Consider the following 25676-nt stretch of genomic DNA (forward strand, 5'->3'; position numbering starts at 1 on the left):
TCAGCGCACCTCGGCGCAGGCACCGCTCTTGGGGTCGAACAGCACCGGCCACGCCTGCTCGTAGATGCCGGGCGTGCAGTGCTTCTCGCAGCGGTTATGGGCCAGCGTCACGCGGCGCGGATCCTGCCACACCAGCAGCTTGCACTGGCTGCCGTCGATGGCCTGCAGTTCGATGTGCGGGGTCGCGCGGACCTGGCGGAACTCGGCCAGGTTGAATTCGCAACTGCCGCGCCGCGATACCCATAGCTTCCACTTGAGCGCACGCACCTCGTTGGCCTTGACGTCCATCAGCGCGTCTTCGCGGAAGCCGTCTTCCTCGGTGCGCTTGCAGGCGGCGGCAATGTTGATGGTCTTGTTCGCGATCGGGGTGGCGCGCTCCTTGGGCGCGGCGGCGACCGCTTCGCCCTTCGCCTCGGGCGGCGGTGCGGGGGCGCGCTTGGCAATCGGCAATGGCGCGCACGCCACCGACAACAGAAGGGCCAGCAGACAGGTCCCATGGTTCGTGGCGTTCATGCCGGACTCCTTGCTTGCCGACCGGGCCGCGCCCCGCATCGGGGCGGCAAGCCGGGCGCGGCATCCGTGCGGATGCCGCTGACTACGTTGGCTTAGTTATAGCGGATGGCAAACGGAATTGGAGTAGGACCATCACCGAGTCCGTAAGGAGACGGACGCTAGCGGACACGCGCAGGCGCTGCAGCGCGGTTACGTTCGTAAACAGCTTGATACACAGATGCGGAATGCGGCGTGCTAGCCTTTCTCAACCATCGCTCGCCGCCGCCAAAAAATGAAGCCCCGCGCCCTTGTTGCCCTCATCGTATTGCCCGTGCTCCTTGGCACCTTCTCCGCCGCCGCCCAGGCCGACGACGACTGGGACGACGATGATGATCACCGCTACGCGCGCCGGTACAAGGGCGGCGACTACAAGGAAGAATTCTGGGTCGGCAACTGCAAGATCAAGCGCAAGTGGAAAGACAACGGCGAGTACAAGGAGGAGCGCAAGTGCAAGGACCGGCCGGTCGTGTACCAGCCGCCGCCGGCCGTGTACTACCAGCCCGAACCCGCCTTCGTGGTGAGTCCGCAAGTCGTGATCCGGCCCTAGCCTGGTCCGGCCAGAATGCAGAAAGGCCCGCCAGTGAGCGGGCCTTTCCATGCCTGCGCCGGCATCTTCACATCAGGATGATGTCGTACTGTTCCTGGTGGAACGTCGATTCCACCTGCAGCGAAATCGGCTTGCCGATGAAGTCGCCAAGCATCGCCAGATGCTGGCTTTCTTCTTCCAGGAACAGGTCGATCACTTCCTGCGAGGCCAGGATGCGGAATTCGCGCGGGTTGAACTGGCGCGATTCGCGCATGATCTCGCGCAGGATGTCGTAGCAGGCCGTACGCGGCGTCTTGACCTGGCCCTTGCCGTGGCAGACCGGGCATTGCTCGCACAGCACATGCGCCAGCGACTCGCGCGTGCGCTTGCGCGTCATCTCGACCAGGCCCAGTTGCGAGAAGCTGTTGACCGTGATGCGGGTGCGGTCGCGTGCGAGCGCTCGCTTCAGCTCGGACAGCACCGCGTCGCGGTGCTCGGCGTTCTCCATATCAATGAAGTCGATGATGATGATGCCGCCGAGGTTGCGCAGGCGCAGCTGCCGCGCGATGGTGTGGGCCGCCTCCAGGTTGGTCTTGAAGATGGTGTCGTCGAAGTTGCGCGCGCCCACGTAGCCGCCGGTGTTGACGTCGATGGTCGTCATCGCCTCGGTCTGGTCGATCATCAGGTAGCCGCCCGACTTCAGGTCCACCCGGCGCGACAGCGCCTTCTCGATCTCGGCGTCGATATTGAACAGGTCGAAGATCGGGCGCTCGCCGGTGTAGTGCGACAGCCGCGGCAGCACCGCCGGGGTGTATTCCTTGGCGAACTCCAGCAGCATCTGGTAGTTCTCGCGCGAGTCGATCTGGATCACGCCGGTGGCGTCGTTGATAAAGTCGCGCAGCACGCGCTGGGCCAGGTTCAGGTCCTGGTAAAGCAGGTTGGGCGCGGGCAGGGTAGTGGCGTTCTGGCGGATCGCGCCCCAGATCTTGCGCAGGTAGGCGATATCGTTGCCGAGTTCTTCGTCGGTCGCTTCCTCGGCAATGGTGCGCACGATAAAGCCGCCGCGCTCGTCGTCGGGCACCAGGCCCTGCACGCGGCTGCGCAGCGCCTCGCGGTCCACTTCGCCCTCGATGCGCTGCGAGATGCCGATATGCGGGTCCTGCGGCAGGTACACCAGGGTACGCCCGGCGATGCTCACCTGGGTGGACAGGCGCGCCCCCTTGGTGCCGATCGGGTCCTTGATCACCTGCACCATGAGTGCCTGGCCTTCGAACAGGGTCTTCTCGATGGCCAGCTGCGGGGTGGAATTGTTGCGGTCGGCATCACGCGGATGCCAGATGTCGGCCACGTGCAGGAAGGCGGCGCGCTCCAGGCCGATATCGATAAAGGCCGATTGCATGCCGGGCAGCACGCGCACCACCTTGCCCAGGTAGATATTGCCGACCAGCCCGCGGGTGAGCGTGCGTTCGACATGCAGTTCCTGCACCGCGGCCTGCTGCACGATGGCGACGCGGGTCTCTTGGGGCGTGATGTTGACGAGGATGTCTTCAGTCATAGCGGGTGAAACGCGTCGCCGGTGGCCCGGCTGTATAGGGTGGCCCGGCGCTGGGCCGGGTCTTGTCTGGGCACGGAGGGCGCTGCTCAGAACTGCAGGCGGGCCTGGCGAAGTAACGCCGCCGTCTCAAACAAGGGCAAGCCCATGATACCTGAATAGCTGCCACTGATCCGCTCGACGAACTCCGCCGCCCGGCCCTGGATGCCGTAGGCACCGGCCTTGCCGAGCGGCTCGCCGCTGGCGACGTAGCGTTCGATCTCGGCGGGCTGCATCGGGCGGAAGGTGACTTCCGAGATCGACAGCGCATGCCGCATGCCCGTGGTCGACACGATCGTCACGGCGGTCAGGACGCGGTGGGTGCTGCCCGAGAGCGCGCCCAGCATGGCCGCGGCATCGGCGCCGTCGGCGGGTTTGCCCAGGATGCGGCCGCCCAGGCAGACCGTGGTGTCGGAGGTCAGCACCGGCGCATCGGGCAGCGCGCGGCGTTCGCGGCGGCGCAGCGCGGCTTCGGCCTTCAGCGCGCAGACGCGCTGGACGTAGTCGTCGGGGGTCTCGCCGGGCTGGACGGCCTCGAGCGCTTCGGCATCCTCGTCGTCATCGGCCAGCAGCAGTTCGTAGCGCACGCCGAGCTGGGTCAGCAGCTCGCGGCGGCGCGGGCTCTGCGAGGCGAGGTAAAGGTAGTCGTGCAGGGTGTCGGGCATCGCGGCGGAGGGGCCTACCGGCGACAGCCGGGATCAGGCCCGATGATAGGGGTGGTTCTGTGTGACGGACCAGGCGCGGTACAGCTGCTCGGCCAGCAGCACGCGCACCATGCCGTGCGGCAGGGTCAGGCTGGACAGCCGGATCAGGGTGCTGGCGCGGGCTTTCAGGGCGGGATCGAGCCCGTCGGCGCCGCCGATCAGGAAGGCCACGTCGCCGCCCTCGCGCTGCCAGTCGGTCAGCTGCGCGGCCAGTTGCACGGTGGTGAAGTCGCGCCCGCGCTCATCCAGCGCGACGATGCGACACTGTTTCGACAGCGAGCCCAGCACCGCCTCGATGCGCGCGGCTTCGCGCTGCATCACGGTGGCGGCGTTGTTGCTGGACGAGCGGGTTTCGGGCTTGACCTCGCGCAGTTCGATGCGCAGCTCGGGCGGCATGCGCTTGGCGTACTCGCTGAAGCCGGTCTCGATCCAGCCGGGCATCTTGTGGCCGACGGCCACGATCACCAGTTGCATGGGGCAGGGGATGGGTCATGCTGCGCGGCCGCCGGGCGGCCGCGCGCCGGGACTCAGGCCGAGCGGGTGGTGCGCTTGCGCGCGGCCGGCTTGGCTGCTGCGGTCTTGCTGGCAGCGGTCTTGCTCGGGGCCTTCTTGGCCGCGGTCTTGGTTGCGGTCTTGCGCGCGGTGGTGCCGGCAGCGGTCTTGCGCGGCGCCGCGGCGCGGGTGCCGGCGGTCTTGGTCGCTGCCGTCTTGGTGGCGGTCTTGCGGGCCGGCTTGCGGATGGTGGCGATGGCGTCCGCGTCGGTGTCCTCATGGCCCATCGGCGGCGACGGCTCCTTCATGCCTTCGGGCAGGCGGGCCAGCGCGGGGCGCAGGTTGCTGGCGCGGCGCACGGTGCGCACCGGGGCTTCTTCCTCGTCCTCGTCCATCGGCTCGCTGGCCTTGGCCAGGCCGCGGCCGCCAGCGGCCAGCTTCATGCGCACCGGCTTGTCGCCCCAGATTTCTTCCAGGTTGTAGTACAGGCGCAACTGCGGCTGCAGGATGTGGACCACGGCGTCGCCACAGTCGACCAGCACCCATTCGCCGGTTTCCAGGCCCTCGACCGCCACGATATGGCCGCCGGCTCCCTTCACCGTATCCCGCACCGACGCTGCCAGCGCCTTGGTCTGGCGGTTGGATGTCCCGCTGGCAATCACCACCCGGTCGAACAGTTCAGTCAGGTGGCTGGTGTCGTACACCTTGATGTCCTGCGCTTTGACATCCTCGAGGCCGTCGACGATGGCGCGTTGCAGTTTACGAATATCCATGGTGTCTTCTTGTTCAGCTGAGATCGGTTGGGGGTGGGCGCCGGGACTGGTGCAACCCCGGTCATGCCCTGGCCGGGGCGTTGCGGTACAGCCCGTGGTTGGCAATGTAGTGTGCCACGCCGGGCGGCAGTTGGTCATCTGCCGGCTGGCCGGCTGCCAGCCGCTGGCGCAGGTGGGTGGAAGACAGGTCGACGGCGAGCGTCTGGTCGATCCACATCCGGCCGGAGGGCGTGCATTGTATCAGGTGCGTGTCAGCCTGGCGTTCGGCCAGTGCCGCCAGCACCGGACCCTCCAGTGCCGCCAGTTCAAAGCGCGGCCGCGTGGCGGTGCACAGGTGCACGTGTTCGAACAGTGCCTGCCAGCCGTGCCAGGTGTGCAGGCGCAGCAGCTGGTCGGCGCCCATCAGCCAGCACAGCGAGGTTTCGGGGCCGTATTCGGCGCGCAGCTGGCGTACGGTGTCGATGGTGTAGCTGGGGCCGGCGCGGTCCACTTCCATGCGGCTCACGCGGACTTTGGCGCCGCTGTCGCCAAGCGCCGCGGCGGCGAGTTCGGTCATGGCCAGGCGGTCGGCGGCAGGGGTCACGTCGTCGCCTTTTTGCCACGACTGGCCGGTGGGTATCCACACCAGCTCATCCAGCCCGAGGTGTTCGATGCACAGCCGCGCCAGTGCCAGGTGGCCGACGTGGGGAGGATCAAATGTGCCGCCCAGGATACCCAAGCGATAGGGGCGGGCGGACGGTTGCGGCGGTTCTCCCGCGTCGGCGGCGGGCTTGCGGTGTTGCGCTGGATTGGCCATAGGTCAGGCGTCAGGCCCAGTCGCGCGCTGGCAGGAAATCGGTGTACAGCGCCGCTTCGGGGCTGCCCGGTTCCGGTTGCCAGTCATAGCGCCAGGTCACCAGCGGCGGCATCGACATCAGGATGGATTCGGCGCGTCCGCCCGACTGCAGGCCGAACAGCGTGCCGCGGTCGAACACGAGGTTGAATTCGACGTAGCGCCCGCGCCGGTAGGCCTGGAAGCCGCGCTCGCGCTCGCCGTAGGGCGTGTCCTTGCGCGCCTGCAGGATCGGCAGGTAGGCGTCCAGGAAGGCGTCGCCGACCGATTGCATCATGGCGAAGCTGCGCTCGAAGCCCAGCGCGGAGAAGTCATCGAAGAAGATCCCGCCCACGCCGCGCGCCTCGTTGCGGTGGCGCAGGAAGAAATACTCGTCGCACCACTGCTTGAAGCGCGGGTACAGGTCGTCGCCGTAGGGCGCCAGCGCCTGCTGGCAGGTGCGGTGGAAGTGCGCGCAGTCGCCGGCGTCGCCGTAGTAGGGCGTCAGGTCCATGCCGCCGCCGAACCACCATACCGGCTCGGTCCCCGGCTTGAGCGCCAGGAAGCAGCGCACGTTCATATGGACCGTGGGCACATAGGGATTGCGCGGGTGGAACACCAGCGACACGCCCATGGCCTCGAAGCTGCGCCCGGCCAGTTCCGGCCGATTGGCGGTGGCTGACGGCGGCAGGGTGTCGCCGCTCACGTGCGAGAAGCCCACGCCGGCGCGCTCCATCACCGCGCCGCCTTCCAGGATGCGGGTGCGGCCACTGCCGCGCAGGCGTTCGGTGGGCGGTTTCTCCCAGGCGTCGGTCAGGAACGGCTGGCCGTCGATGGCACCGATGGCATCGGTGATGCGGTCTTGCAGACCGAGCAGATAGGCACGGACTGCCTGGGAATCGATCATGGTTGGCGGAAAGCGGATGGACCGGGCTGAGGGCAGCCTGGCAGCCTTGGCGGCTGCCGGGCGCGTCACAGCGTTGTCACGATTGTACCGGCTGAGGCGGCCGGCGGGTCGCGCAGGTCCAAAGCTGGCCGGCAAGGCGGATCAGCCATGCCGGCCGGAACGGCGTTTGCCGGGAAGGATCAGCGCTTGATGGCGCGGTAGCCGATGTCGGTCCGGTACTGCATGCCGTCGAAGCGGATCTGCTCGACCGCGGCATAGGCGGCGCGCTGCGCTGCCTTGACGGTGTCGGCCAGGCCCACCACGCACAGCACGCGCCCGCCCGACGTCAGCAGGGTGCCGTCCTTGAGGGTGGTGCCGGCGTGGAAGGTCACGCTGTCGTCGGTCTCGGCCGGGATGCCGGTGATGGCATCGCCCTTGCGCGGGCTGTCGGGATAGCCGTAGGCGGCCATCACCACGCCCAGCGCGGTGCGGCGGTCCCAGTCCAGCTCGATGCTGTCGAGCTTGCCGTTGACGGCGTGCTCCATCACATCGACCAGGTCGGTCTTCAGGCGCGCCAGGATCGGCTGGGTTTCGGGGTCGCCCATGCGGCAGTTGAATTCCAGCGTCTTCAGGTTGCCGTCCTTGTCGATCATCAGGCCGGCGTACAGGAAGCCCGTGTACGGGATGCCGTCCTTTTCCATGCCGCGCACGGTCGGCAGGATGATCTCGCGCAGCGCGCGCGCATGCAGCGCGGGCGTGACCACCGGGGCGGGGGAATACGCGCCCATGCCGCCGGTGTTGGGCCCGGCGTCGGCATCCAGCAGGCGCTTGTGGTCCTGGCTGGTGGCCAGCGCCAGCACGTTCTTGCCGTCGACCAGCACGATAAAGCTGGCTTCCTCGCCGTCCAGGAACTCTTCGATCACCACGCGCGCGCCGGCGTCGCCGAGCTTGTTGTCGGCCAGCATCATGTCGACCGCGGTGTGCGCTTCTTCCAGCGACATCGCCACCACCACGCCCTTGCCCGCGGCCAGGCCGTCGGCCTTGATCACGATCGGAGCGCCCTGGGCGTCGATGTAGGCGTGCGCCTGGGTGGCGTCGGAGAAGGTCTGGTAAGCGGCGGTCGGGATGCCGTGGCGCTCCATGAACGCCTTGGCGAAGTCCTTGGACGATTCCAGCTGCGCGGCAGCCTGGGTCGGCCCGAAGATGCGCAGGCCCTTGGCGCGGAAGATATCGACAATGCCGGCGGCCAGCGGGGCCTCGGGGCCGACCACGGTGAAGGCCACGCCCTCGCGCTCGGCAAAGGCGGCGATGACCTCGGGGTCGGTCAGCGGAACATTCTGCAGGCGCTTGTCGAGCGCGGTCCCGCCGTTGCCCGGCGCCACGTACACCACCTGCACCTTGGGGGACTGGGCCAATTTCCAGGCCAGCGCGTGTTCACGTCCACCCGAGCCGACAACCAATACTTTCATGATCACTGCCAGAAAAGAAACACATACTAAAAGGCGGCGGCCTGGGCTGTGTCCGGGGCGCCGCCGATGGGGGCTTGTTGCAGCTTAGTCTTCGATCACCGCATTGGTGAAGACTTCCTGCACGTCGTCCAGGTTTTCCAGGGCGTCGAGCAGTTTCTGCATCTTGGCCGCGTCGTCGCCGGCAAAGCTGACTTCGTTCTGCGGCTTCATCACCACGTCGGCCACTTCCGCCTTGAAGCCGGCGGCTTCCAGTGCGGCCTTGACCGCCGAGAAATCGTTGGGCGGGCAGGTGACTTCGATCGAACCGTCGTCGTTGGTGACGACGTCGTCGGCGCCGGCTTCGAGCGCGGCTTCCATCAGCTTGTCTTCCGGCGTGCCGGGGGCATACAGGAACTGGCCGCAGTGGGTGAACATGAACGCCACCGAACCTTCGGTGCCCATGTTGCCGCCGTGCTTGGAGAACGCATGGCGCACTTCGGCCACGGTGCGGGTGCGGTTGTCGGTCAGGCAGTCGACGATGATGGCCGCGCCGGCCAGGCCGTAGCCCTCGTAGCGGATCTCTTCGTAGTTGGCGCCTTCCATGCCGCCCACGCCGCGCTGGATCGCGCGCTGGATGTTGTCCTTGGGCATGTTCGCGTCCATGGCCTTGTCGATCGACAGGCGCAGGCGCGGGTTGGAGTCGACATCGCCGCCGCCGAGCTTGGCGGCAACGGTGATTTCCTTGATCAGGCGGGTCCAGATCTTGCCGCGCTTGGCGTCAGCGGCGGCCTTCTTGTGTTTGATATTGGCCCATTTCGAGTGACCGGCCATGATTCTCTCCGAAGCGGAATGCGGTGATCTGCGGTGATGTTGTGCGGGGTTGCCATGCGCGCCGTGGCCGGGGTGGCAAAGCCCTCGGACAGCGCGCGCCAGGTGACGGATATGCCTGGCGGCTGGCTATAATCAGCCCAGGATTTTATCACGCGGGCCTGCCCGCGCCGCTGCCGTGGCGAGTCCCGCGGTGCCAGACCTCAAAACCCCAGGAACATCATGGCCGACCCCATCCTCATCGCCAAGAACGCCGAACATGAACTGGTGCTGCTGCCGCAGATGGGCAACCGGCACGGGCTGATCACCGGCGCCACCGGCACCGGCAAGACCGTCACGCTGCAGACCCTGGCGCAGGGCTTCTCGCGACTGGGCGTGCCGGTCTTCATGGCGGACGTCAAAGGTGACTTGACCGGCATTTCGCAGGCCGGCCAGCCGTCCGACAAGCTAAAACAGCGCCTGGCCGACCTGAACCTGCCGGAGCCGGCATGGGGCGCGTGCCCGACCACGCTGTGGGACGTGTTCGGCGAGAAGGGCCACCCGGTGCGCGCCACGGTCTCGCACATGGGCCCGCTGCTGCTGTCGCGCATGCTGGAGTTGAACGACACCCAGCAGGGCGTGCTGAACCTGGTGTTCCGCATTGCCGACGCCAATGGCCTGCTGCTGCTCGACGCCAAGGACCTGCGCGCCATGCTGCAGTACGTCGGCGACAACGCCGGCCAGTTCACCACCGAGTACGGCAATATCTCGGCCGCCTCGGTCGGCGCCATCCAGCGCGGGCTGATCGCGCTGGAATCGCAGGGCGGGGACGTCTTCTTCGGCGAGCCGATGCTGAACCTGGAAGACTTCAGCCAGACCGAGAAGGGCCAGGGCGTGGTCAATATCCTGGCCGCCGACAAGCTGATGAACGCGCCGCGGCTGTACGCGACCTTCTTGCTGTGGATGCTGTCCGAGCTGTTCGAGAAGCTGCCCGAGGCCGGCGACCTGGACAAGCCCAAGCTGGTGTTCTTCTTCGACGAGGCCCACCTGCTGTTCAACGATGCGCCCAAGGCGCTGCTCGACAAGATCGAGCAGGTGGTGCGGCTGGTGCGTTCCAAGGGCGTGGGCGTGTACTTCGTCACGCAGAACCCGATCGACATCCCCGACACCGTGCTGGGCCAGCTGGGCAACCGCGTGCAGCATGCGCTGCGCGCCTTTACCCCGCGCGACCAGAAGGCGGTCAAGGTGGCGGCCACCACCATGCGCGCCAACCCCAAGCTGGACCTGGAAACCGCGATCAGCGAACTGGGCGTGGGCGAGGCCCTGGTGTCGTTCCTTGACGCCAAGGGCACGCCCTGCGTGACCGAGCGCGCCTGGGTGCTGGCACCGGGCAGCCGCATCGGCCCGGCGACGGAGGAAGAGCGCAAGCAGCTGATTGCAAGTTCGCTGGTGGCGGGCACCTACGAGAAGACCGTGGATCGCGAATCCGCCTATGAAAAGCTGCGCGGCAGCGTGGCGACGGTCGGCAATGGCAACGGCAAGGGCGCTGGCGGCGCGCCGGCGGGGCAGCCAGCGGGCGAGCAGGACAGCGGCTGGCTCGGCACGGCCGGCGACATCTTCGGCACGCTGACCAAGGGCACCGGCAAGACCGGCCGCGGCGATTCGATCCTGGAGTCGATGGCCAAGTCGGCCGCGCGCACGGTGGGCTCGCAGGTCGGGCGCGAGCTGATCCGCGGCGTGCTGGGGAGCCTGCTGGGCAAGAAGAAGTAAAGACCCGGACTGACGCAATGACGGAAAGGGCCGCGCGAAGCGGCCCTTTTCCTTAGCGGCGCTGCGCTTGTTGCTGCGCCTTGGCCGCTGCCGCATCCTCGCGCATCTTGCGCGCGAACATCCGCGCGAAGAACCACCCCATGCCGATGATGAAGACGATCACGCCCAGGCTCATCAGGCCGGTGCTGGTACTGAACAGGATCTTGAAGGCTTCCATGCTTGGCTCCCTTTGCTTTGGCGATGGCCGCCGGCGAGGTCTCGCCGGCGCCTGCCGCCAGTGTAGGGAGCCCTGTGGCGCGGACTATTGAGGCCGGTCAAGCGCAAGCCAGCCCGCCGCGCGCCACTCAGTTCTTGGTGCCGAACAGGCGGTCGCCCGCATCGCCCAGGCCCGGCACGATGTAGGCGTGCTCGTCGAGATGGCTGTCGAGCGAGGCCACGAACAGCTGCACGTTCGGATGCGCCTTCTGGAACACCTCCACGCCCTCGGGCGCCGCCACCAGCGCAACGAAGGTGATGGCCTCGTCCTTCACGCCGCGCCGCTTGAGCACATCCACGGCATGCGCAGCCGAATAGCCCGTGGCGACCATCGGGTCGCACAGGATGAAGCTGCGGTCCTCCACGTCGGGCAGGCGCACCAGGTATTCCACCGGGCGGTGCTGCTCGTCGCGGTACACGCCGATATGGCCGATGCGCGCCGACGGGATCAGCTCGACCAGGCCGTCGCTCATGCCCACGCCCGCGCGCAGTACCGGCACGATGGTCAGCTTCTTGCCGGCGATCACCGGCGCGTCCAGCTCCACCAGCGGCGTCTCGATGCGGCGCGTGGTCAGCGGCAGGTTGCGGGTGATCTCATAGCCCATCAGCAGCGTGATCTCGCGCAGCAGTTCGCGGAAGGTGCGCGTCGACGTTTCCTTGTCGCGCATGTGCGAGAGCTTGTGCTGGATCAGCGGGTGGTCGAGGATGAACAGGTTGGGAAAGCGCGGGTCTTGTTTCATGGCTGGCGGCGAGGGCTCGGCGGGATAGGGGCAAGCAGGTGAAGCGGGCGGCGAGATCGGGTCGACCACGCGCCGCGCCGTTGCAGCCGGATTGTAATGGAAGCGGGCCGCCCTGCCCGTGGCTTCGCTTTCGGGACCCGCCACGCCAGCGCCGCCGGCGGGCTCCCTGAACTGCCGGGAGCGTCCGGCGGCGCCTTGCGCTAGTCGAGCGCGCGGTTCTTCGACTCGATATCCACCATGTAGATGGCGATTGCCGCCACGGCAAGAAATGACGAAAGCAGCGCAAGGGCGAGGGTGAACTGGCTGGCCATGATCGGTGCAATGATGGACGGCGCGAACAGGCCGCCAAAGCGCGCCATCGCACCCGCAGTGCCCATCCCGCTGGCCCGCAGGTCGGTCGGGTACACCTCGGGCGTGAAGGCGTAGAGGGCGCCCCAGGTACCGAGGAGCGAGAAGCTCATCAGCAGGGTCGAGCCGACGATAAGCGCGGTGGACGTACCCAGGCTGTAGAGCATGCAGCCTGCCGCGCTGAGCAGCAGGAAGCCGATCAGGGTCGGCTTGCGGCCCCAGCGCTCGACGCCGTGCGCGGCCAGCGCGAACCCGGGAAGCTGCACCAGCGCGAGCACGATCAGGAAGACCTGGCCGCGCATGAAGCCAAAGCCCTGGCCCGCCAGCTTGACCGGCAGATAGACGAAGACGCCGTAGTAGGCGATCGAGATGAGCGCCCAGGCGGCAAGCAGGCAGATGGTGCGGCGCCGGCATCCGCGCGCGAACAGCGCAAAGACCGACTTGCGCTCCATCGGCTGCGGCTCCAGGTTGCCGATTTCAACGGACACGCGATTGGCGGTGGCGACACGCTGCAGCACCGCGCGCGCCTCGGCCGAGCGTCCCGATTTATTCAGGTAGAGCGGAGACTCGGGAACAAAGAAACGGAACACCACGCCGACCAGGGCGGGGATGCCCGTGACGAGGAAGATCAGCCGCCAGGCATCATTGCCTCGCGACACGGCGATCAGCGCAAGAATGGCGAGCAGGATCGTGCCGACGGCCCAGAACGACTCCAGCAGGACCAGCCAGCGACCGCGCCGGTCCGAGGGCAGGAACTCGGCCATCATGGTGTAGTCGACCGGCAGCGTGCCGCCAACGCCGATGCCGGTCAGGAAACGCAGCAACAGCAGCCACTGGAAGTCCGGTGCAAAGGCTGAAGCGACACCGCAGATGGCGTCGATGACCACCGCCATCATCAGCACTGGCCGGCGTCCGATCCTGTCAGCCAGCCGGCCGAACACGAAAGCGCCGATCAGCATGCCGACAAAGAACATCGTCCCGGTCTGCAAGGCCGTCGGTACGGGAATGCCAAACGTCGCCGCGATCGACGGCGCGGTGAAGCCGATCGACAGCACCTGCATCGCGTCAGCGAGCCAGACCAGGCCGAAGATGACAAAGAGCCGATACTGGAACCGGCCGACGCCGGCCGCGCGGATGCCTTGCTCGATCGTGATGGTTTGAGACGACGCTCCCCTCGCGCTGGGCTGCGGAGCCGAGCCTAGCGTGACTTCCGGGATGGTCGTTGTTGCCATGGATGAAATTGATGACGACATGTTGTCTACCTGTCTTTATAGGCTGGTTCTTGAACTCGGACGCACACGTTTATCGAAGCGGGGCCAGACGGTACTGACTAATGCGTGATGATCACACCGGGGCAGTCGCACCGAATTGCAACGAAACGTGGTGAGTACTCCAATTGGCGAGGCTGGAACTAACCTGGTAGCACGCTCGCGACACCTGCTTGGTTCTGATACGACATAGTCACTCCTTGTTGTCTACCCTTGGTTGGTCCAGGCCCGGCCTCCCGGTCGGCGCTGCGGGGGACTATGCAAGCCCCGGGCCAGCGCTTCCGGTGATGTAAAGGGCCAATCTTTTAGTTTTGTTGTCTCGTCTGCCGCTTGCGGCGCGCCGTCCTTGTGCGGGGAGGCACCGCTGCGAGCCACGCGGCACTCATGTAGTGCGCACTACATGATCGTTCAGCGTAAGCTACATGAAACTGGCGGGCAAGGCCGAATTGCGTTTTCCCTCCTCGGGGTTTTCCCGCGCGTGGCGCGCATGGCGCCGGCGCGGGAATGCACGTGTCCCTGCCCGGTGGCGAAGCGCCTTGCCAGGCACGGCGTAGGTGCGGTCAGCGTGGATGCGGAAGGCCGGCGCGCCGGCCCCGCAAGGTCTGGATTAGTCCTAGTGGGCAGGCGCCGCGCGCAGGCGCGCGACGGTGTTCTCCAGGTCCTGCCATGCGGGTTTGTCGGGCGCAAAGCGCGCGCGCAGGTACTGCGTCAGTTGCGCGATCTGCTGGTCGTCGAGCGTGTCGGCATAGGCCGGCATCGCCCCCAGTTCGCTGTTGGGCGGTGCCGGCATGCCTTGCAGCAGCACCTGGATCACGTTGTCCGGCAGCTTGCTGTGCAGGTTCGTATTGAGCGCCAGCGAAGGCTTGACGCCGAACTGGGCGATGCCCTGGTCCGACTGGTGGCAGACCGCGCATGCGCTCTGGTACAGGCGTTCGCCGGGACCGCCCAGGGTGCGCGCGGCCTGCGCGCTGCGCTGCTCGATCTGCGCTGCCTGTGCGGCCAGTACGGCAGGCGAGGGCGCTGGCGTGCCGAACGAGGCCACGTAGTGCGCAATCGCGCGCACGTCGGACTCAGGCAGTTGCGCCAGTTCCTCGACCACCGGTGCCATCGGTCCGGCCGCGGCGCCATGGTGCGGTGCATAGCCGCCGCGCAGGTAGGTGAACAGCGCCGCTTCGGTCCAGGGCAGCGGTGCTTGCGACAGCGCGGTCAGCGGCGGCGCTTCCCAGCCTTCGGCGCTGCCGCCGGTCAGGTACTGGCGGCCGCCCTTTTCGCCGCCGAGCGCGTTGCGCGGCGAATGGCAGGCGCTGCAGTGGCCCAGCCCTTCGGCCAGGTACGCGCCGCGATTCCATTGCGCGGAGCGCGACGGGTCCGGTGTAAAGCGCTCGTTGCGATGGAACAGCAGGTTCCAGCCGGCCAGCAGCGGGCGCACGTTGAAGGGGAACGCCAGCTGCGTCTGCGGGACTTCGGCTTTCACCGGCTCTGCCGACATCAGGTACCCGTATAGCGCCTGCATGTCGCCGTCGCTGATCTTCGCGAATGCGGTGTACGGGAACGCGGGATACAGGCGGCGCCCGTCGCGGTGGATGCCCTCGCGCATGGCGCGCTCGAACGCGGCGAAGGACCAGTTGCCGATGCCGGTCTGCACATCCGGGGTGATATTGGTGCTGTAGACCGTGCCGAAGGGCGTCTCCAGCGGCAGGCCGCCGGCGTTCTTCACGCCGCCCGGCACGGTATGGCAAACCGCACAGTCTCCCGCGGCGGCCACCCGCCGGCCGCGTTCGAGCGTGGCGGCGGAATAGAAGCCCGCTTCGGGCGGCGCCACCGGTGCGATCGGCGCGCGCCAGGGCAGCAGCGTGGCGCACACGCCCGCAGCGGCAGCGGCGGCTGCGGCGATCCAGCCGCGCTTACTGCGCTGGTTGCCGGGCCTGGCTTCGGCCAGCGCCAGGCGGATGCGGTCGGCGCTGAAGGGCGGCGCGCGCAGGCGCACGCCGGTGGCATCGTAGATGGCATTGGCCACGGCCGCGGCGGCGGGCATGGTGCCGGTCGGGCTGGCAGCCAGCGCGTCATGCGGAGCGAGCGTGCCGGCCAGGCGGACTTCCGGCAGGGCGCTGCCCGGCACGGCTGGCAGCGCCTGGCTGGCAGATGGCGCCTCGGCCGGCCAGGTGTCGAAGGCGGGCGTGGCCGACGTCAGCTGCAGGGCAGCATCGGCCACGGCCAGCTCCAGCGAGCGCGCGGACGGCGCGGCTTGCGCGCGCGGCAGCGATTCACTGTCATGCCCCACCGTCACGCGCGTGACCGCCAGCTCGCCGGTGGTGCCGTCGACCTCGACCTCGGCCACCCATGCCGACCAGGTCTGCCCGGCTTCGTGATCGATGGTGTGGGCATAGGCAAAGCCGCGGCCGCGCTGTACGTTGCCTGCCGCTGTGTTGGCGCGGGGCGCGGCCGGCGTCCAGGCGGCGCGCTCGGCCACTTGCCGTACCAGTGCCGTGCCGCGCGCATCGTCGAGATGCGCCAGCCGCAGCGCGACCGGATCGGTGCCGGAGGCGGCGGCAAGCTCGTCGAGATGGGATTCCCGGGCGAACACCTGGGCCCGGGCGGCCGCCAGTGGCGCGGCATCGAACGCGGCGGCGTTGCCTGTCGCAACCAGGTCGACATGCGGGATGCGATAGGGCGGCATGGCGGTGTCGCCTGCATGGTCGGCATCGATGCCGTCCGCCACGGGCGATGCCGTATGCGTCAGCCACAGCGCCAGCGGTACGGCCGGGGCGGCGGTGCCCGCCAGCGTTGCGGCGTAGGCTTCGATGGCAGTGCCGGCCAGCGCGGTGTCGACGCGCATATCGAGCGCGGCATCGGCAAGACCCAGGTCGGCGGCACACAGCCGACGCATCACGGGCAGTCCGGCGGCGTGGGCCAGCAGCGCCGCGTCGGCGGCGGCGTGCGGCGCGAGCAGGGCGGGGTCCGCGCGGTCGTCGGGCGCCTGCCAGCAGGCCAGCACCACCTGTTGCTGCGCGATGCCCAGCAGCGCGGCAAGCTCGGCGCGCAGCGCGCCAGGGCGCGTGCTCGGCAGCCACACGGTCAGCTTGCCGTCGCGCCAGTCGGCGACGGCCGTGCAATACGCCTCGCCGCGGGTGCCGGCCAGCGGCCACTGGTAGTGCTGCGTGTGGCGCGCAGCGCCGCCGGCCAGCACCGCATCGGCATTGCCGCGCCGGGCCAGCGCGTGGCGCGTTACCGGCGCGTCGCCGGCGCGGGGCGGGGCGGACCATCGTGCCTGCAGCGCCTGGATTGCGTCGGCGGCCTGTGCGCCGGAAGCCGCCGCCACGCCGGCAAAGTTGTTGCGGATGACGACCGCGCGCACGCCCGGCAGCGCCAGCGCGGCCTCGCGCTGCGCGCCCAGCAGGCGTGCCGCCAGTGGCTTGCCGTCGATCCAGCGCAGGCCAGGCGGTGTCAGCACCCGGGCAACCAGGCAGTCGGCGGCGGGCGGCGGCATGCTGCCCGCGACCGCGGTCGCAGGGGTGGCCTGGGGCACGAGTCCTTCGTTCACGATGCGGCCCCCGCGGCCGCTTGCCGTTGCAGCATCGCGGCACGTTGCACCGCGCGCACGATTTCCACGTGGGTGCCGCAGCGGCACAGGTTGAAGCGCAGCGCCTCGCGGATCTGGGCCTCATCGGGATCGGGATTCTGCGCGAGCAGCGCCTTGGCGGTCATGATCATGCCATTCAGGCAATAGCCGCATTGCGCGGCCTGCTCGTCGATAAACGCTTGCTGCACCGGGTCGGGCTGCGCATCGGTGCCCAGTCCTTCCAGCGTGGTGACGGCGTGCCCGACCACGGCCCTGACCGGCAGCACGCAGGCGCGCGCCGGCATGCCGTCCACCAGCACCGTGCAGGCGCCGCACTGGCCCAGGCCGCAGCCGTACTTGGGCCCGTTGCAGCACAGGTCGTTGCGCAGGATGTAGAGCAGCGGCGTGTCAGGGGCCACGCTCAGCGTGTGCTCGGTGTGATTGACTTGCAGCGTCAGGGGGCGGGGCGTGTTCATCGGGGGCTTGGGGGCGGTTTGAACATCACGCATCGCTGCGCCGCGCCCCTTCGATGAGGGGCTGCGGCGGGCAGGGTTGGTCAGGCGTCAGGCCGCTGCGGACAGCGTCCCGGTCCCGGCCGACACCAGCGGCACGTTGAAGACATCGTAGCCGAAACACCAGTCGGGGTTCTCGTTGCTGCGCAGCCAGGTGTTGTTGTGCGAGACCAGCTGGACCTTGCTTGCGCGCTCGTTGCGGTTCGCTTCATACAGCGCGAATGCCGAGGCGAAGTCGTCCACGCCGGTCTCGGTGAAGCAGCGCGTAAGCATCGCGGCATCCTCGATCGCCATCGCGGCGCCTTGTGCCATGTGCGGCTTCATCGGGTGGCAGGCATCGCCGAGCAGCACCAGGCGGCCCCGGCTCCACAACGGCAGCGGGTCGCGCTCCAGCAGCGGCCACTTGGTCACTTCGACGGTGCCTTCGATCAGCGACTGCACACCCTCGTGCCAGCCGTCGAATGCGGCGCGCATTTCCTCGATGCTGCTCGGCACCCAGCTCTTGCTCATGTCCCAGTCGGGCTCGGGCACGCCGGTGACGTAGTAGATCTCGTCGAGCTTGCTGGTATCGAAGTAGACCATCATGTGGCGGTCGTCGGTCCACCACTTGGTGCAGCGCTCATGCGTGAAGCCCTTGACGCGCGAGATCGGGAACACCGCGCGATGCGCCACGTAGCCGGTGTACTTGGGCGGCTCGGCGCCCAGCAGCGTCTCGCGGATGCGCGAGTTGACGCCGTCCGCGCCGATCACGATGTCGGCCTCTTCGACCGTGCCGTCGATGAAGCGCAACTGCACCACGTCGCCCTGGTCGGTGACGCTGTCCAGCTTCTTGTTGAAGAACAGCGTGTCGGGCGCCACGGCGTCGGTCAGCAGCTTGTGGAAGTCGCCGCGGTGCACGGTCAGGTAGCTGGCGCCGTAGTGGCGCTCCGCGTAGTCGCCCAGCGGGATCTGCGCGATCACCTCGCCGCTCAGGCCGTCGCGGCTGTACCAGTAGTCGGGGTGGCAGCCCATGTCGTTGAGTGCGTCCTCGATGCCGATGCGCCGCATGATCTTCATCACGTTGGGCCCCACATGGATGCCCGCGCCCAGGCGCGAGAACGCCGGTGCCTGTTCATACAGCCTGACTTGGAAGCCGGCTCGCTGCAGCAGGGCGGCCGCGGCCGTCCCTCCGAGTCCGGCGCCGACAACTGCGATTCGCGGTTTGCCTTGCACGTTCTTTCTCCTGGCAATGACACAAGGTCGATGGGGGCTGGGGCGGCCACTCGGCCGACCGTTGAAAACGAGTGTACACACTCAAAATATCAAAGTAAAAGAAGAAATTGATTAACCTATGGAAAACCCTTACTGAAACGTGAAGACGCTCACACATCGCGCTATATCGGTGAATTTGCGCGCAAAAACAGGGACTGGTTAGTTAAGTATGCACTGAACGAGTGAATTCGCGGCGACGCAGATTCTGTTTGCCTAGATAAAGTGTGTACACTACAATCAATCGCAGCATGCAGGGCCGCCAGGGCGAAGCAGGCAGGGTAGACAGACAAACAGATGACGGAGTCGACAGTGCAGAAAGTTTTCCGAATCGGCCAGATCGTGCCGAGCTCCAACACCACCATGGAAACCGAGATCCCGGCGATGCTGGCCGCGCGCCAGCTGGTGCGCCCGGAACGCTTCACCTTTCACTCAAGCCGGATGCGGATGAAGAAGGTGGTCAAGGAAGAGCTGGCGGCCATGGACGCCGAATCCGACCGCTGCGCGGTGGAACTGAGCGACGCCCGCGTCGACGTGCTCGGCTACGCCTGCCTGGTCGCCATCATGGCCATGGGCCACGGCTACCACCGCGTGTCCGAGCAGCGCCTGCAGGCGCATACCGCCGAGAACGGCGGCGACGCGCCGGTGATCACCAGCGCCGGCGCGCTGGTGGATGCGCTCAAGGTGATGGGCGCGAAGCGCATCGCCGTGGTGGCACCCTATATGAAGCCGCTGACCGAGCTGGTGGTCGACTACATCCGCAATGAAGGCTATGAGGTGGTCGACTACCGCGCGCTGGAAATCCCCGACAACCTTGAGGTGGGCCGCCATGACCCGGCGCGGCTGCCGGAGATCGTCGCGCAGATGAATACGGCCGACGCCGATGTCATCGTGCTGTCGGCGTGCGTGCAGATGCCGTCGCTGCCGGCCGTGGCCAAGGTCGAGGCAATGACCGGCAAGCCTGTGGTCACCGCCGCCGTCGCCACCACCTATGCGCTGCTGAAGCGGCTGGGGCTGGAGCCGGTGGTGCCGGGCGCCGGCGCGCTGCTGTCGGGCGCGTACTGAAGGGGGCGGCCATGGCAGACAGCACCTTTCTCTACGGCGCCAACGTGAACGCCAACGGCATCCGCCAGCACTACCTGCGCTATGGCGGGCAGGGCGGCGCGCGCGCGCAGCGCGATGCCGTCATCATCGTGCCGGGCATCACCAGCCCGGCGGTGACCTGGGGCTTTGTCGGCGAGCAGTTCGGGCGGCAGTTCGATACCTATGTGCTCGACGTGCGCGGCCGCGGCCTGTCGCAGGCCGGCGCTGAGCTGGACTACTGCCTCGATGCGCAGGCTGCCGATGTGATCGCGTTTGCCAAAGCGCTTGGCTTGCAGCGCTACGCCATCGTCGGCCATTCGATGGGCGCGCGCATCGGCATCCGCGCCGCGCGCAGCAAGCCGGCAGGCCTGACGCGCCTGGTGCTGGTCGATCCGCCGGTGTCGGGCCCGGGCCGCCGCCCGTATCCGTCGCAACTGCCGTGGTACATCGATTCGATCCGGCTGGCGCAGCAGGGCATCGACGTGGAAGGCATGCGCCGCTTCTGCCCGACCTGGACCGAGGACCAGCTGCGCCTGCGCGCGCAATGGCTGCATACCTGCGACGAGCGCGCGATCCTGGCCAGCTTCAATGGCTTCCATGAGGACGATATCCACGCCGACCTGCCGCACGTCGCCGTGCCGGCCCTGCTGATGACCGCCGGCCGCGGCGACGTGATCCGCGAGGAAGACGTGCAGGAGATGCGCAAGCTGCTGCCCGCGCTGCTGCTTGCGCATGTCGCCAACGCCGGCCACATGATCCCGTGGGACGACGAGGGCGGCTTCTACCGCGCCTTCGGCGATTTCCTGGGTGCGGCGCTGAACTGATCAAGGAGCGAACATGCCCGTAAGCGATTACGACCTGACCGCGGCGTGGAAGCAGGTGCTGACGCTGTCGAAGCTTGAGCCGGGACAGACCGTCACCGTGCTGACCGGCGCCGCCACGCATCCGCAGACGCTGCGCACCGCGATGGTGGCGGCGGCATCGATGGGCGCCATCGTCAACCGGCTCGACCTGCCGCCGGTCAACGGCGAAAAGGCGCTCAGCCGCGACGCGCTGGCCTACCTCGGTACCACGCCGCTCACCGGCAATCCCGCCGCCATCGCTGCGCTCAAGGCGAGCGACCTGGTGCTGGACCTGATGACGCTGCTGTTCTCGCCCGAGCAGCACGAGATCCTGGCGCAAGGTACCAGGATCCTGCTCGCGGTGGAGCCGCCCGAAGTGCTGGCGCGGCTGGTGCCGACCGAGGCCGATCGCGCCCGCGTCAAAGCGGCGACAGCGCGGCTGGGCAAGGCGCGCGAGATGCATATCGTGTCCGACGCCGGCATGGACCTGCGCTGCCGCCTGGGCGAATTCCCGGCGATCAGCGAGTACGGCTTTGTCGACGAGCCCGGCCGCTGGGACCACTGGCCGAGCGGCTTCGTGCTGACCTGGCCGGACGAGGGCGGCACCAACGGCACCATCGTGCTGGACCGCGGCGACATCCTGCTGCCGATGAAGTCCTATCTCCAGGCGCCGATCCGCATCACGGTCGAAGCCGGCTACGTGCGCAGCATCGAAGGCGGCGTGGACGCCGAGCTGCTGGCCGACTACATGGCCTCGTTCAACGACCCCGAGGCCTATGCCATGTCGCATATCGGCTGGGGGCTGCAGCCGCGCGCCAGCTGGTCGGCGCTGGCGATGTACGACCGCGAGGCCACCATCGGCATGGATGCGCGTGCCTACGAGGGCAACTTCCTGTGCTCGTTCGGTCCCAACAACGAAGCCGGCGGCAGCCGCACCACCGCCTGCCATATCGATATCCCGGTGCGCCACTGCACCGTCAGCCTGGACGGCGAGCCGGTGGTGGTGCGCGGCAAGGTGATGGACGGCCACCACGCGCCGGCCGCTTCTCTCTACAAGGACGCGCGCCATGGATGACGCCGTGCAGACTTACCAGCGTCAGGGCTTCGGCGCGTCGATGGAACTGAAGGCCCCATACGGCCTGCTGATCATCGACTTCGTCAACGGCTTCGCCGATCCGGCGGTGTTCGGCGGCGGCAATATCCCCGAGGCGATCCGCAATACCCAGCCGCTGCTGCGCAGCGCGCGCGAGCAGGGTTGGCCGGTGGCGCATAGCCGCATCGTGTTTGCCGACGACGACAGCGACCACAATATCTTCACGCTGAAGGTACCGGGCATGCTGACGCTGAAGGAGGATGGCCACAACAGCAAGATCGTGCCGGAGCTGGCCCCCGCGCCGGGAGAGCTGGTGGTGCGCAAGACCGTGCCGTCGGCGTTCTTCGGTACCTCGCTGGCGGCGTGGCTGACGCAGCGCGGCGTGCAGACGCTGCTGGTGGCGGGGTGCGTCACCAGCGGCTGCGTGCGCGCCAGCGTGGTCGACGCGATGTCGCTGGGCTTCCGCCCGCTGGTGGTGTCGGATTGCGTAGGCGACCGCGCGCTGGGTCCGCATGACGCCAACCTGTTCGACATGGCGCAGAAATACGCCACCGTGCTGACGCGCGACGAGGCGCTGGCGCAGGTTGCCGGCGTGCGCGCCGCCGCCTGAGGCGTGGCGATGCGGCCAGGCCTGGCGTCAGCCTGCCGCCGCGCGCCGGCCGCGGGCCGGTTTGCGCGGCGCGGCCGGCGGCGCCACATCCACATCCGGCACCGCGCCGGGCACGGCCACCGCGCGCAGCACCGTCTGCTGGATCACATCGCGCCAGTGCGCCAGCGCGGGCGGGCTCATCATGGGTTCGCCCAGGAAGGCGCTGAGCGTATGATGGTTGGAGTTGTAGAAGTAGCCAAGCGAAGCGATCACCATATAGACATCGCGCGCGCCCGCATCGGGCCGGAACAGCCCCGCGGCCTTGCCGCGCGCGAGGATGCCGTCGAGCACCGACAGCGCGTAGCTGGAGATCTCGCGCAGCCGCACCGACTTCTTCGCGTGCTTGCCCTGGCTCATGTTCTCGCTGATCAGGATGGCGACGAACTCCGGATGGTCGAGGTAGTACTGCCAGACGAAGTCGATCAGCTGCGACAGCGCGCGCACGGGGTCGGCAGCGTCGAGCTCATGTTCCAGCTGCTGCTCGGCTTCATTGAGCTGCAGGTAGATGGTCTCCAGCACTTCAACAAACAGCTTTTCCTTGCTGCCGAAGTAGTAATAGATCATCCGGTCGTAGGTCTTGGCCAGCGACGAGATGCGTTCGATGCGGCCCCCGTCGTAGCCGCGCTGGGCGAAGACCTTGATCGCAGCCTTCAGGATGCGGTCGCGGCTGTCCTGCGCTTGCCTGGCCCGCGTGCCGGCTGGCGCCCGCTTTGCGGTTGGCTTGGGCGCGGTCGTGATCGTCATGGTCGATGCTTGGGCTATTCCACTGTTGGCTTGCAGTATAACGGGCGCCCCGGGGCGCAGCCGGTGAAGGAGATGGCAGAACGATGACGGCAACCAACCTGCAACCCGCGGCACAGGCCGACGCCGACACGCCCCGCACGCTGCGGCTGGCGCTGCTGCAGGCCACCGGCGTGCTGCTGGTGACGCGCGCCCCGCAGGCGGCGCCGCGGCCCGCGCCGGGCCAGCCCGGCGCGGCTTCGGACTACGTGCCGGCGCTGCCGGACATCTTCATTGCCGTGCGCGACAGCGGCGAGGTGCTGGCCTTCAACGGCCACGTCGACCTGGGCACCGGCATCCGCACGGCGCTGGCGCAGATCGTGGCCGAAGAACTCGACGTGCCGCTCGAACGCGTACGCATGGTGCTTGGCCATACCGAAGCCACCCCCAACCAGGGTCCCACTATCGCCAGCGCATCGATCCAGATCTCGGCGCTGCCGTTGCGCCGCGCCGCGGCACAGGCCCGTGCGTGGCTGCAGGCGCGTGCCGCGCAGCACCTCGGCGTAGAGGCCGGCAGGCTGGAGGCAGAGGACGGCATGTTCCGCGATCCCGGCACGCAGGCCAGCATCGGCTATGGCGCGCTGCTTGCCGGCGAGCACCTGGAACTGCCGCTGGCCGAAGACATACCGACCAAGCCGGTCGAGTCCTACCGCATCGTCGGCCGCGCCGCGGGCCGCGTCGATATTCCCGGCAAGGTGCGCGGCGCGCTGACTTTTGTCCACGACGTGCGCGTGCCCGGCATGCTGCATGGCCGCGTGGTGCGGCCCCCATATGCGGGGCGCGACAGCGGCGACTTTGTCGGCAACAGCCTGCTGGAAGTCGACCGCGACTCCGTGCGCGATATACCCGGCCTGGTCGATGTGGTGGTGCGGGGCGATTTTGTCGGCGTGGTGGCCGAGCGCGAGGAATACGCGGTGCAGGCCGCGCGCCGGCTGCGCGTGCGCTGGAAGCCGGTGCCGCCGCTGCCCGCGCTGGACGATCCGGAGCCCGCGCTGCGCGCCAACCCCGCCACGCGGCGCGAGTTGCTGTCCGACGGCGAGCCGCCGGCAAGCGGCGCCGGCAAGGTCTTGCAGCGGCGCTTCGTCTGGCCGTACCAGATGCATGGCTCGATCGGCCCGTCATGCGCGGTGGCCGACTGGCATGACGATGGCCTGACGGTGTGGTCCGGCACGCAAAACCCGCATGTGCTGCGCATCGACCTGGCCAGGCTGTGCGGGCTCGGCGAAGACCGCATCGAGGTCGTGCGCATGGAGGCCGCCGGCTGCTACGGGCGCAACTGCGCCGACGATGTCTGCGCCGACGCGGCACTGCTGGCGCGCGCGGTCGGGCGGCCCGTGCGCGTGCAGCTATCGCGCGAACAGGAACACCTGTGGGAGCCCAAGGGCGCGGCCCAATTGATGGACGTCAGCGCTACGCTGGGGCCGGACGGCGCGCTGCTTGGCTATGACTTCACCAGCCGCTATCCGTCCAACGATGCGCCCACGCTGGCGCTGGTGCTGACCGGTGCCGTGCCCAACGCGCCGCGCACGCTGGAGATGGGCGATCGCACCGCCGTGCCGCCATACGCGTATGGCGCGCGCCGCATCGGTTGCGACGACACTCCCGCGATCGTGCGCGCGTCCTGGCTGCGTGGCGTGTCGGCGCTGCCCAATGCGTTTGCGCATGAGTGCGTGATCGATGAGCTGGCGGCAGAGGCGGGTGCCGATCCCGTGGATTTCCGGTTGCGGCACCTGCGGGATGAACGTGCCGCGGCCTTGCTGCGTGCCGTGGCTGAAGCGGCTGGCTGGCAGCGGGGCGTGGCCGGGTCGCGGGGCATCGCGGATGCCGATGGCCGGCTGCGCGGCCGGGGCGTGGCCTATGCCCGCTATATCCACAGCCGTTTCCCGGGCTTCGGCGCAGCCTGGTCGGCCTGGGTGGTGGACCTGGCGGTGGATGCCGGCAGCGGCCGCATCACCATCGAGAAGGTGGTGGTCGGGCAGGATACCGGCATGATGGTCAATCCCGACGGCGTGCGCCACCAGATCCACGGCAACGTGGTGCAGACCATCAGCCGGGTGCTGAAGGAGCAGGTGCGCTTCGATGCGGATGGGGTCGCCAGCCGCGAATGGGGCAGCTATCCGCTGCTGACCTTCCCGGAAATCCCGCCGATTGAAGTGGTGCTGATGCCGCGCCAGTCGGAGCCGCCGCTGGGCGCGGGCGAATCGGCCTCGCTGCCGGGCGCGCCGGCGCTTGCCAATGCCTTGTTCGATGCGCTGGGGGTGCGGCTGCGCCGGCCGCCGTTCGTCCCTGAGACGGTGCTGGCGGCGCTGAAAAGCTGACTGTTTGCTCCCTCTCCCGCAAGCGGGAGAGGGGAGAAAACCCTCGGCGTCCGTGGACCCTAGACGCCGTTCCCCTCGTCGATCTCACTCATCTTGCGCAGCAGGTAAGTCACCGCCACACGCTCGGCCGGATTCAGGCTGCCGAAGGTCTGCTCCGAGATCTCCTTCGCAAACGGCACGGTCTCGTCGATCAGTGCCAGCCCGTCGGGCGTGACCGTCACCACCACCTTGCGCCGGTCATTGGGATCGTGCGACACCGCAATCAGCTCACGCGACTTCAGCCGGTCGATGATGCCCCGCACCGTGGCCTGGTCGATGGCGGTGGCGCGCACCACCTCGTTCATCGAACACGGCTGGCGGTCCCTGACCGCGCACAGCACCACGAACTGCGCCGCGGTCAGCTGCGAATCCGGGATGGTCTGCTGGAAGATCGCCACATGGCGCTGGTAGGCGCGCCGCAGCAGGTGGCCCACCTGTTCGGTGAAGTCGTAGTCTGCGGCGGTCTTGCCGGAAGGCGGGTCGGAGGGCTGGGGCACGAACCTGGTGCAGTGGGTAAGGTGACCCAGAGTATACCGAGGAAGAGGGCAGGAAAGGTGGCCGGGAAGGTGGCCGGGGCCGCCG

The 25676-nt window shown here is 68.1% G+C and carries 24 protein-coding genes; 7 read left to right on the forward strand and 17 right to left on the reverse strand.

All coding sequences use genetic code 11. The features are described 5' to 3' along the window. Entirely contained in the window at positions 1-513 is a 513-nt protein-coding gene (locus tag AC3WLE_RS12675) for a hypothetical protein (protein WP_492321429.1), read from the reverse strand. A gap of 271 nt (positions 514-784) precedes the next feature. Between AC3WLE_RS12675 and AC3WLE_RS12680 the strand changes: the two genes are divergently transcribed. Further along, the gene (locus AC3WLE_RS12680; protein ID WP_492321430.1) at positions 785-1099 is read left to right on the forward strand and encodes a hypothetical protein; all 315 of its coding nucleotides are present in this window, start codon (positions 785-787) and stop codon (positions 1097-1099) included. Between the two features lie 67 nt (positions 1100-1166). Here the strand turns inward: AC3WLE_RS12680 and rng are convergent, their stop codons facing one another. From rng to AC3WLE_RS12720, 8 genes are all read right to left on the reverse strand, one after another. After that, on the reverse strand, positions 1167-2633 hold the full coding sequence (gene rng, locus AC3WLE_RS12685) for a ribonuclease G (RefSeq protein ID WP_010812912.1): 1467 nt from the start codon (positions 2631-2633) through the stop codon (positions 1167-1169). An 86-nt stretch (positions 2634-2719) separates the two neighbouring features. Continuing rightward, complete coding sequence (locus tag AC3WLE_RS12690) at positions 2720-3334, reverse strand: Maf family protein (protein ID WP_010812911.1); 615 nt, start codon at positions 3332-3334, stop codon at positions 2720-2722. Between the two features lie 33 nt (positions 3335-3367). Further along, a complete protein-coding gene (gene rlmH / locus AC3WLE_RS12695) occupies positions 3368-3847 on the reverse strand; it encodes a 23S rRNA (pseudouridine(1915)-N(3))-methyltransferase RlmH (protein WP_011614787.1) in 480 nt (159 codons plus the stop codon). Between the two features lie 53 nt (positions 3848-3900). Next, complete coding sequence (gene rsfS / locus AC3WLE_RS12700) at positions 3901-4638, reverse strand: ribosome silencing factor (protein ID WP_492321431.1); 738 nt, start codon at positions 4636-4638, stop codon at positions 3901-3903. 61 nt (positions 4639-4699) lie between these two features. Continuing rightward, positions 4700-5434: a nicotinate-nucleotide adenylyltransferase gene (locus AC3WLE_RS12705; RefSeq protein ID WP_492321432.1), complete on the reverse strand. Its 735-nt coding sequence runs from the start codon at positions 5432-5434 to the stop codon at positions 4700-4702. Positions 5435-5444: 10 nt separating this feature from the next. Next, positions 5445-6356 carry an oxygen-dependent coproporphyrinogen oxidase gene (gene hemF, locus AC3WLE_RS12710; protein WP_492321433.1) on the reverse strand — a complete coding sequence of 304 codons (912 nt, stop codon included), beginning with the start codon at positions 6354-6356 and terminating at the stop codon, positions 5445-5447. Between the two features lie 179 nt (positions 6357-6535). Beyond that, entirely contained in the window at positions 6536-7804 is a 1269-nt protein-coding gene (gene purD, locus AC3WLE_RS12715; RefSeq protein WP_010812906.1) for a phosphoribosylamine--glycine ligase, read from the reverse strand. Between the two features lie 84 nt (positions 7805-7888). Continuing rightward, positions 7889-8614: a YebC/PmpR family DNA-binding transcriptional regulator gene (locus tag AC3WLE_RS12720; protein ID WP_010812905.1), complete on the reverse strand. Its 726-nt coding sequence runs from the start codon at positions 8612-8614 to the stop codon at positions 7889-7891. Positions 8615-8833: 219 nt separating this feature from the next. Here AC3WLE_RS12720 and AC3WLE_RS12725 point away from each other — a divergent pair, with 219 nt between their 5' ends. Next, positions 8834-10360: a helicase HerA-like C-terminal domain-containing protein gene (locus tag AC3WLE_RS12725; RefSeq protein ID WP_492356519.1), complete on the forward strand. Its 1527-nt coding sequence runs from the start codon at positions 8834-8836 to the stop codon at positions 10358-10360. A 52-nt stretch (positions 10361-10412) separates the two neighbouring features. Here AC3WLE_RS12725 and AC3WLE_RS12730 read toward each other — a convergent pair whose 3' ends face one another. From AC3WLE_RS12730 to AC3WLE_RS12755, 6 genes are all read right to left on the reverse strand, one after another. Continuing rightward, positions 10413-10577, reverse strand: a complete 165-nt coding sequence (locus tag AC3WLE_RS12730) for a DUF3149 domain-containing protein (RefSeq protein ID WP_010812903.1) — start codon at positions 10575-10577, stop codon at positions 10413-10415. Between the two features lie 127 nt (positions 10578-10704). Next, positions 10705-11355: a uracil phosphoribosyltransferase gene (gene upp, locus AC3WLE_RS12735; protein ID WP_010812902.1), complete on the reverse strand. Its 651-nt coding sequence runs from the start codon at positions 11353-11355 to the stop codon at positions 10705-10707. A gap of 200 nt (positions 11356-11555) precedes the next feature. Next, positions 11556-12956, reverse strand: a complete 1401-nt coding sequence (locus AC3WLE_RS12740; protein ID WP_492321435.1) for an MFS transporter — start codon at positions 12954-12956, stop codon at positions 11556-11558. A gap of 628 nt (positions 12957-13584) precedes the next feature. After that, positions 13585-16458, reverse strand: a complete 2874-nt coding sequence (locus tag AC3WLE_RS12745; RefSeq protein ID WP_492356521.1) for a c-type cytochrome — start codon at positions 16456-16458, stop codon at positions 13585-13587. Positions 16459-16508: 50 nt separating this feature from the next. Next, positions 16509-17006 (reverse strand): (2Fe-2S)-binding protein, encoded by a 498-nt coding sequence (locus tag AC3WLE_RS12750; RefSeq protein WP_492356522.1) that lies wholly within the window; start codon positions 17004-17006, stop codon positions 16509-16511. A gap of 87 nt (positions 17007-17093) precedes the next feature. Further along, positions 17094-18254 carry an FAD-dependent monooxygenase gene (locus AC3WLE_RS12755; RefSeq protein WP_492357086.1) on the reverse strand — a complete coding sequence of 387 codons (1161 nt, stop codon included), beginning with the start codon at positions 18252-18254 and terminating at the stop codon, positions 17094-17096. Positions 18255-18602: 348 nt separating this feature from the next. On the opposite strand from AC3WLE_RS12755, the gene AC3WLE_RS12760 reads away from it, so the two are divergent. The 4 genes from AC3WLE_RS12760 to AC3WLE_RS12775 are packed head-to-tail and all read left to right on the forward strand — an operon-like array spanning position 18603 to position 21918. Next, positions 18603-19355 carry a maleate cis-trans isomerase family protein gene (locus tag AC3WLE_RS12760; protein ID WP_010812897.1) on the forward strand — a complete coding sequence of 251 codons (753 nt, stop codon included), beginning with the start codon at positions 18603-18605 and terminating at the stop codon, positions 19353-19355. An 11-nt stretch (positions 19356-19366) separates the two neighbouring features. Further along, positions 19367-20197, forward strand: coding sequence for an alpha/beta fold hydrolase (locus AC3WLE_RS12765; protein WP_492353427.1), 831 nt, complete (start codon positions 19367-19369; stop codon positions 20195-20197). Between the two features lie 13 nt (positions 20198-20210). Beyond that, entirely contained in the window at positions 20211-21290 is a 1080-nt protein-coding gene (locus AC3WLE_RS12770) for a 2,5-dihydroxypyridine 5,6-dioxygenase NicX family protein (protein ID WP_492321439.1), read from the forward strand. Next, positions 21283-21918 carry an N-carbamoylsarcosine amidohydrolase gene (locus AC3WLE_RS12775; protein ID WP_492353429.1) on the forward strand — a complete coding sequence of 212 codons (636 nt, stop codon included), beginning with the start codon at positions 21283-21285 and terminating at the stop codon, positions 21916-21918. The genes AC3WLE_RS12770 and AC3WLE_RS12775 overlap by 8 nt, the downstream gene beginning before the upstream one ends. A 27-nt stretch (positions 21919-21945) precedes the next feature. Here the strand turns inward: AC3WLE_RS12775 and AC3WLE_RS12780 are convergent, their stop codons facing one another. After that, on the reverse strand, positions 21946-22701 hold the full coding sequence (locus AC3WLE_RS12780) for a TetR/AcrR family transcriptional regulator (protein WP_492353430.1): 756 nt from the start codon (positions 22699-22701) through the stop codon (positions 21946-21948). An 83-nt stretch (positions 22702-22784) separates the two neighbouring features. On the opposite strand from AC3WLE_RS12780, the gene AC3WLE_RS12785 reads away from it, so the two are divergent. Continuing rightward, positions 22785-25055, forward strand: a complete 2271-nt coding sequence (locus tag AC3WLE_RS12785) for a xanthine dehydrogenase family protein molybdopterin-binding subunit (protein ID WP_492357085.1) — start codon at positions 22785-22787, stop codon at positions 25053-25055. 59 nt (positions 25056-25114) lie between these two features. On the opposite strand, the gene AC3WLE_RS12790 is transcribed toward AC3WLE_RS12785, so the two are convergent. Next, entirely contained in the window at positions 25115-25591 is a 477-nt protein-coding gene (locus AC3WLE_RS12790) for a MarR family winged helix-turn-helix transcriptional regulator (protein ID WP_011614798.1), read from the reverse strand. Positions 25592-25676 lie beyond the last annotated feature (85 nt).

The sequence above is a fragment of the Cupriavidus sp. FW306-1B-F12B genome, from assembly GCF_058781795.1.

What these genes read in the sequence shown, in the direction of transcription:
- AC3WLE_RS12675 (WP_492321429.1), bottom strand. Translation starts at nt 513, where the DNA reads ATGAACGCCACGAACCATGGGACCTGTCTGCTGGCCCTTCTGTTGTCG.
- AC3WLE_RS12680 (WP_492321430.1), top strand. Translation starts at nt 785, where the DNA reads ATGAAGCCCCGCGCCCTTGTTGCCCTCATCGTATTGCCCGTGCTCCTT.
- rng (WP_010812912.1), bottom strand. Translation starts at nt 2,633, where the DNA reads ATGACTGAAGACATCCTCGTCAACATCACGCCCCAAGAGACCCGCGTC.
- AC3WLE_RS12690 (WP_010812911.1), bottom strand. Translation starts at nt 3,334, where the DNA reads ATGCCCGACACCCTGCACGACTACCTTTACCTCGCCTCGCAGAGCCCG.
- rlmH (WP_011614787.1), bottom strand. Translation starts at nt 3,847, where the DNA reads ATGCAACTGGTGATCGTGGCCGTCGGCCACAAGATGCCCGGCTGGATC.
- rsfS (WP_492321431.1), bottom strand. Translation starts at nt 4,638, where the DNA reads ATGGATATTCGTAAACTGCAACGCGCCATCGTCGACGGCCTCGAGGAT.
- AC3WLE_RS12705 (WP_492321432.1), bottom strand. Translation starts at nt 5,434, where the DNA reads ATGGCCAATCCAGCGCAACACCGCAAGCCCGCCGCCGACGCGGGAGAA.
- hemF (WP_492321433.1), bottom strand. Translation starts at nt 6,356, where the DNA reads ATGATCGATTCCCAGGCAGTCCGTGCCTATCTGCTCGGTCTGCAAGAC.
- purD (WP_010812906.1), bottom strand. Translation starts at nt 7,804, where the DNA reads ATGAAAGTATTGGTTGTCGGCTCGGGTGGACGTGAACACGCGCTGGCC.
- AC3WLE_RS12720 (WP_010812905.1), bottom strand. Translation starts at nt 8,614, where the DNA reads ATGGCCGGTCACTCGAAATGGGCCAATATCAAACACAAGAAGGCCGCC.
- AC3WLE_RS12725 (WP_492356519.1), top strand. Translation starts at nt 8,834, where the DNA reads ATGGCCGACCCCATCCTCATCGCCAAGAACGCCGAACATGAACTGGTG.
- AC3WLE_RS12730 (WP_010812903.1), bottom strand. Translation starts at nt 10,577, where the DNA reads ATGGAAGCCTTCAAGATCCTGTTCAGTACCAGCACCGGCCTGATGAGC.
- upp (WP_010812902.1), bottom strand. Translation starts at nt 11,355, where the DNA reads ATGAAACAAGACCCGCGCTTTCCCAACCTGTTCATCCTCGACCACCCG.
- AC3WLE_RS12740 (WP_492321435.1), bottom strand. Translation starts at nt 12,956, where the DNA reads ATGTCGTCATCAATTTCATCCATGGCAACAACGACCATCCCGGAAGTC.
- AC3WLE_RS12745 (WP_492356521.1), bottom strand. Translation starts at nt 16,458, where the DNA reads ATGCCGCCGCCCGCCGCCGACTGCCTGGTTGCCCGGGTGCTGACACCG.
- AC3WLE_RS12750 (WP_492356522.1), bottom strand. Translation starts at nt 17,006, where the DNA reads ATGAACACGCCCCGCCCCCTGACGCTGCAAGTCAATCACACCGAGCAC.
- AC3WLE_RS12765 (WP_492353427.1), top strand. Translation starts at nt 19,367, where the DNA reads ATGGCAGACAGCACCTTTCTCTACGGCGCCAACGTGAACGCCAACGGC.
- AC3WLE_RS12770 (WP_492321439.1), top strand. Translation starts at nt 20,211, where the DNA reads ATGCCCGTAAGCGATTACGACCTGACCGCGGCGTGGAAGCAGGTGCTG.
- AC3WLE_RS12775 (WP_492353429.1), top strand. Translation starts at nt 21,283, where the DNA reads ATGGATGACGCCGTGCAGACTTACCAGCGTCAGGGCTTCGGCGCGTCG.
- AC3WLE_RS12780 (WP_492353430.1), bottom strand. Translation starts at nt 22,701, where the DNA reads ATGACGATCACGACCGCGCCCAAGCCAACCGCAAAGCGGGCGCCAGCC.
- AC3WLE_RS12785 (WP_492357085.1), top strand. Translation starts at nt 22,785, where the DNA reads ATGACGGCAACCAACCTGCAACCCGCGGCACAGGCCGACGCCGACACG.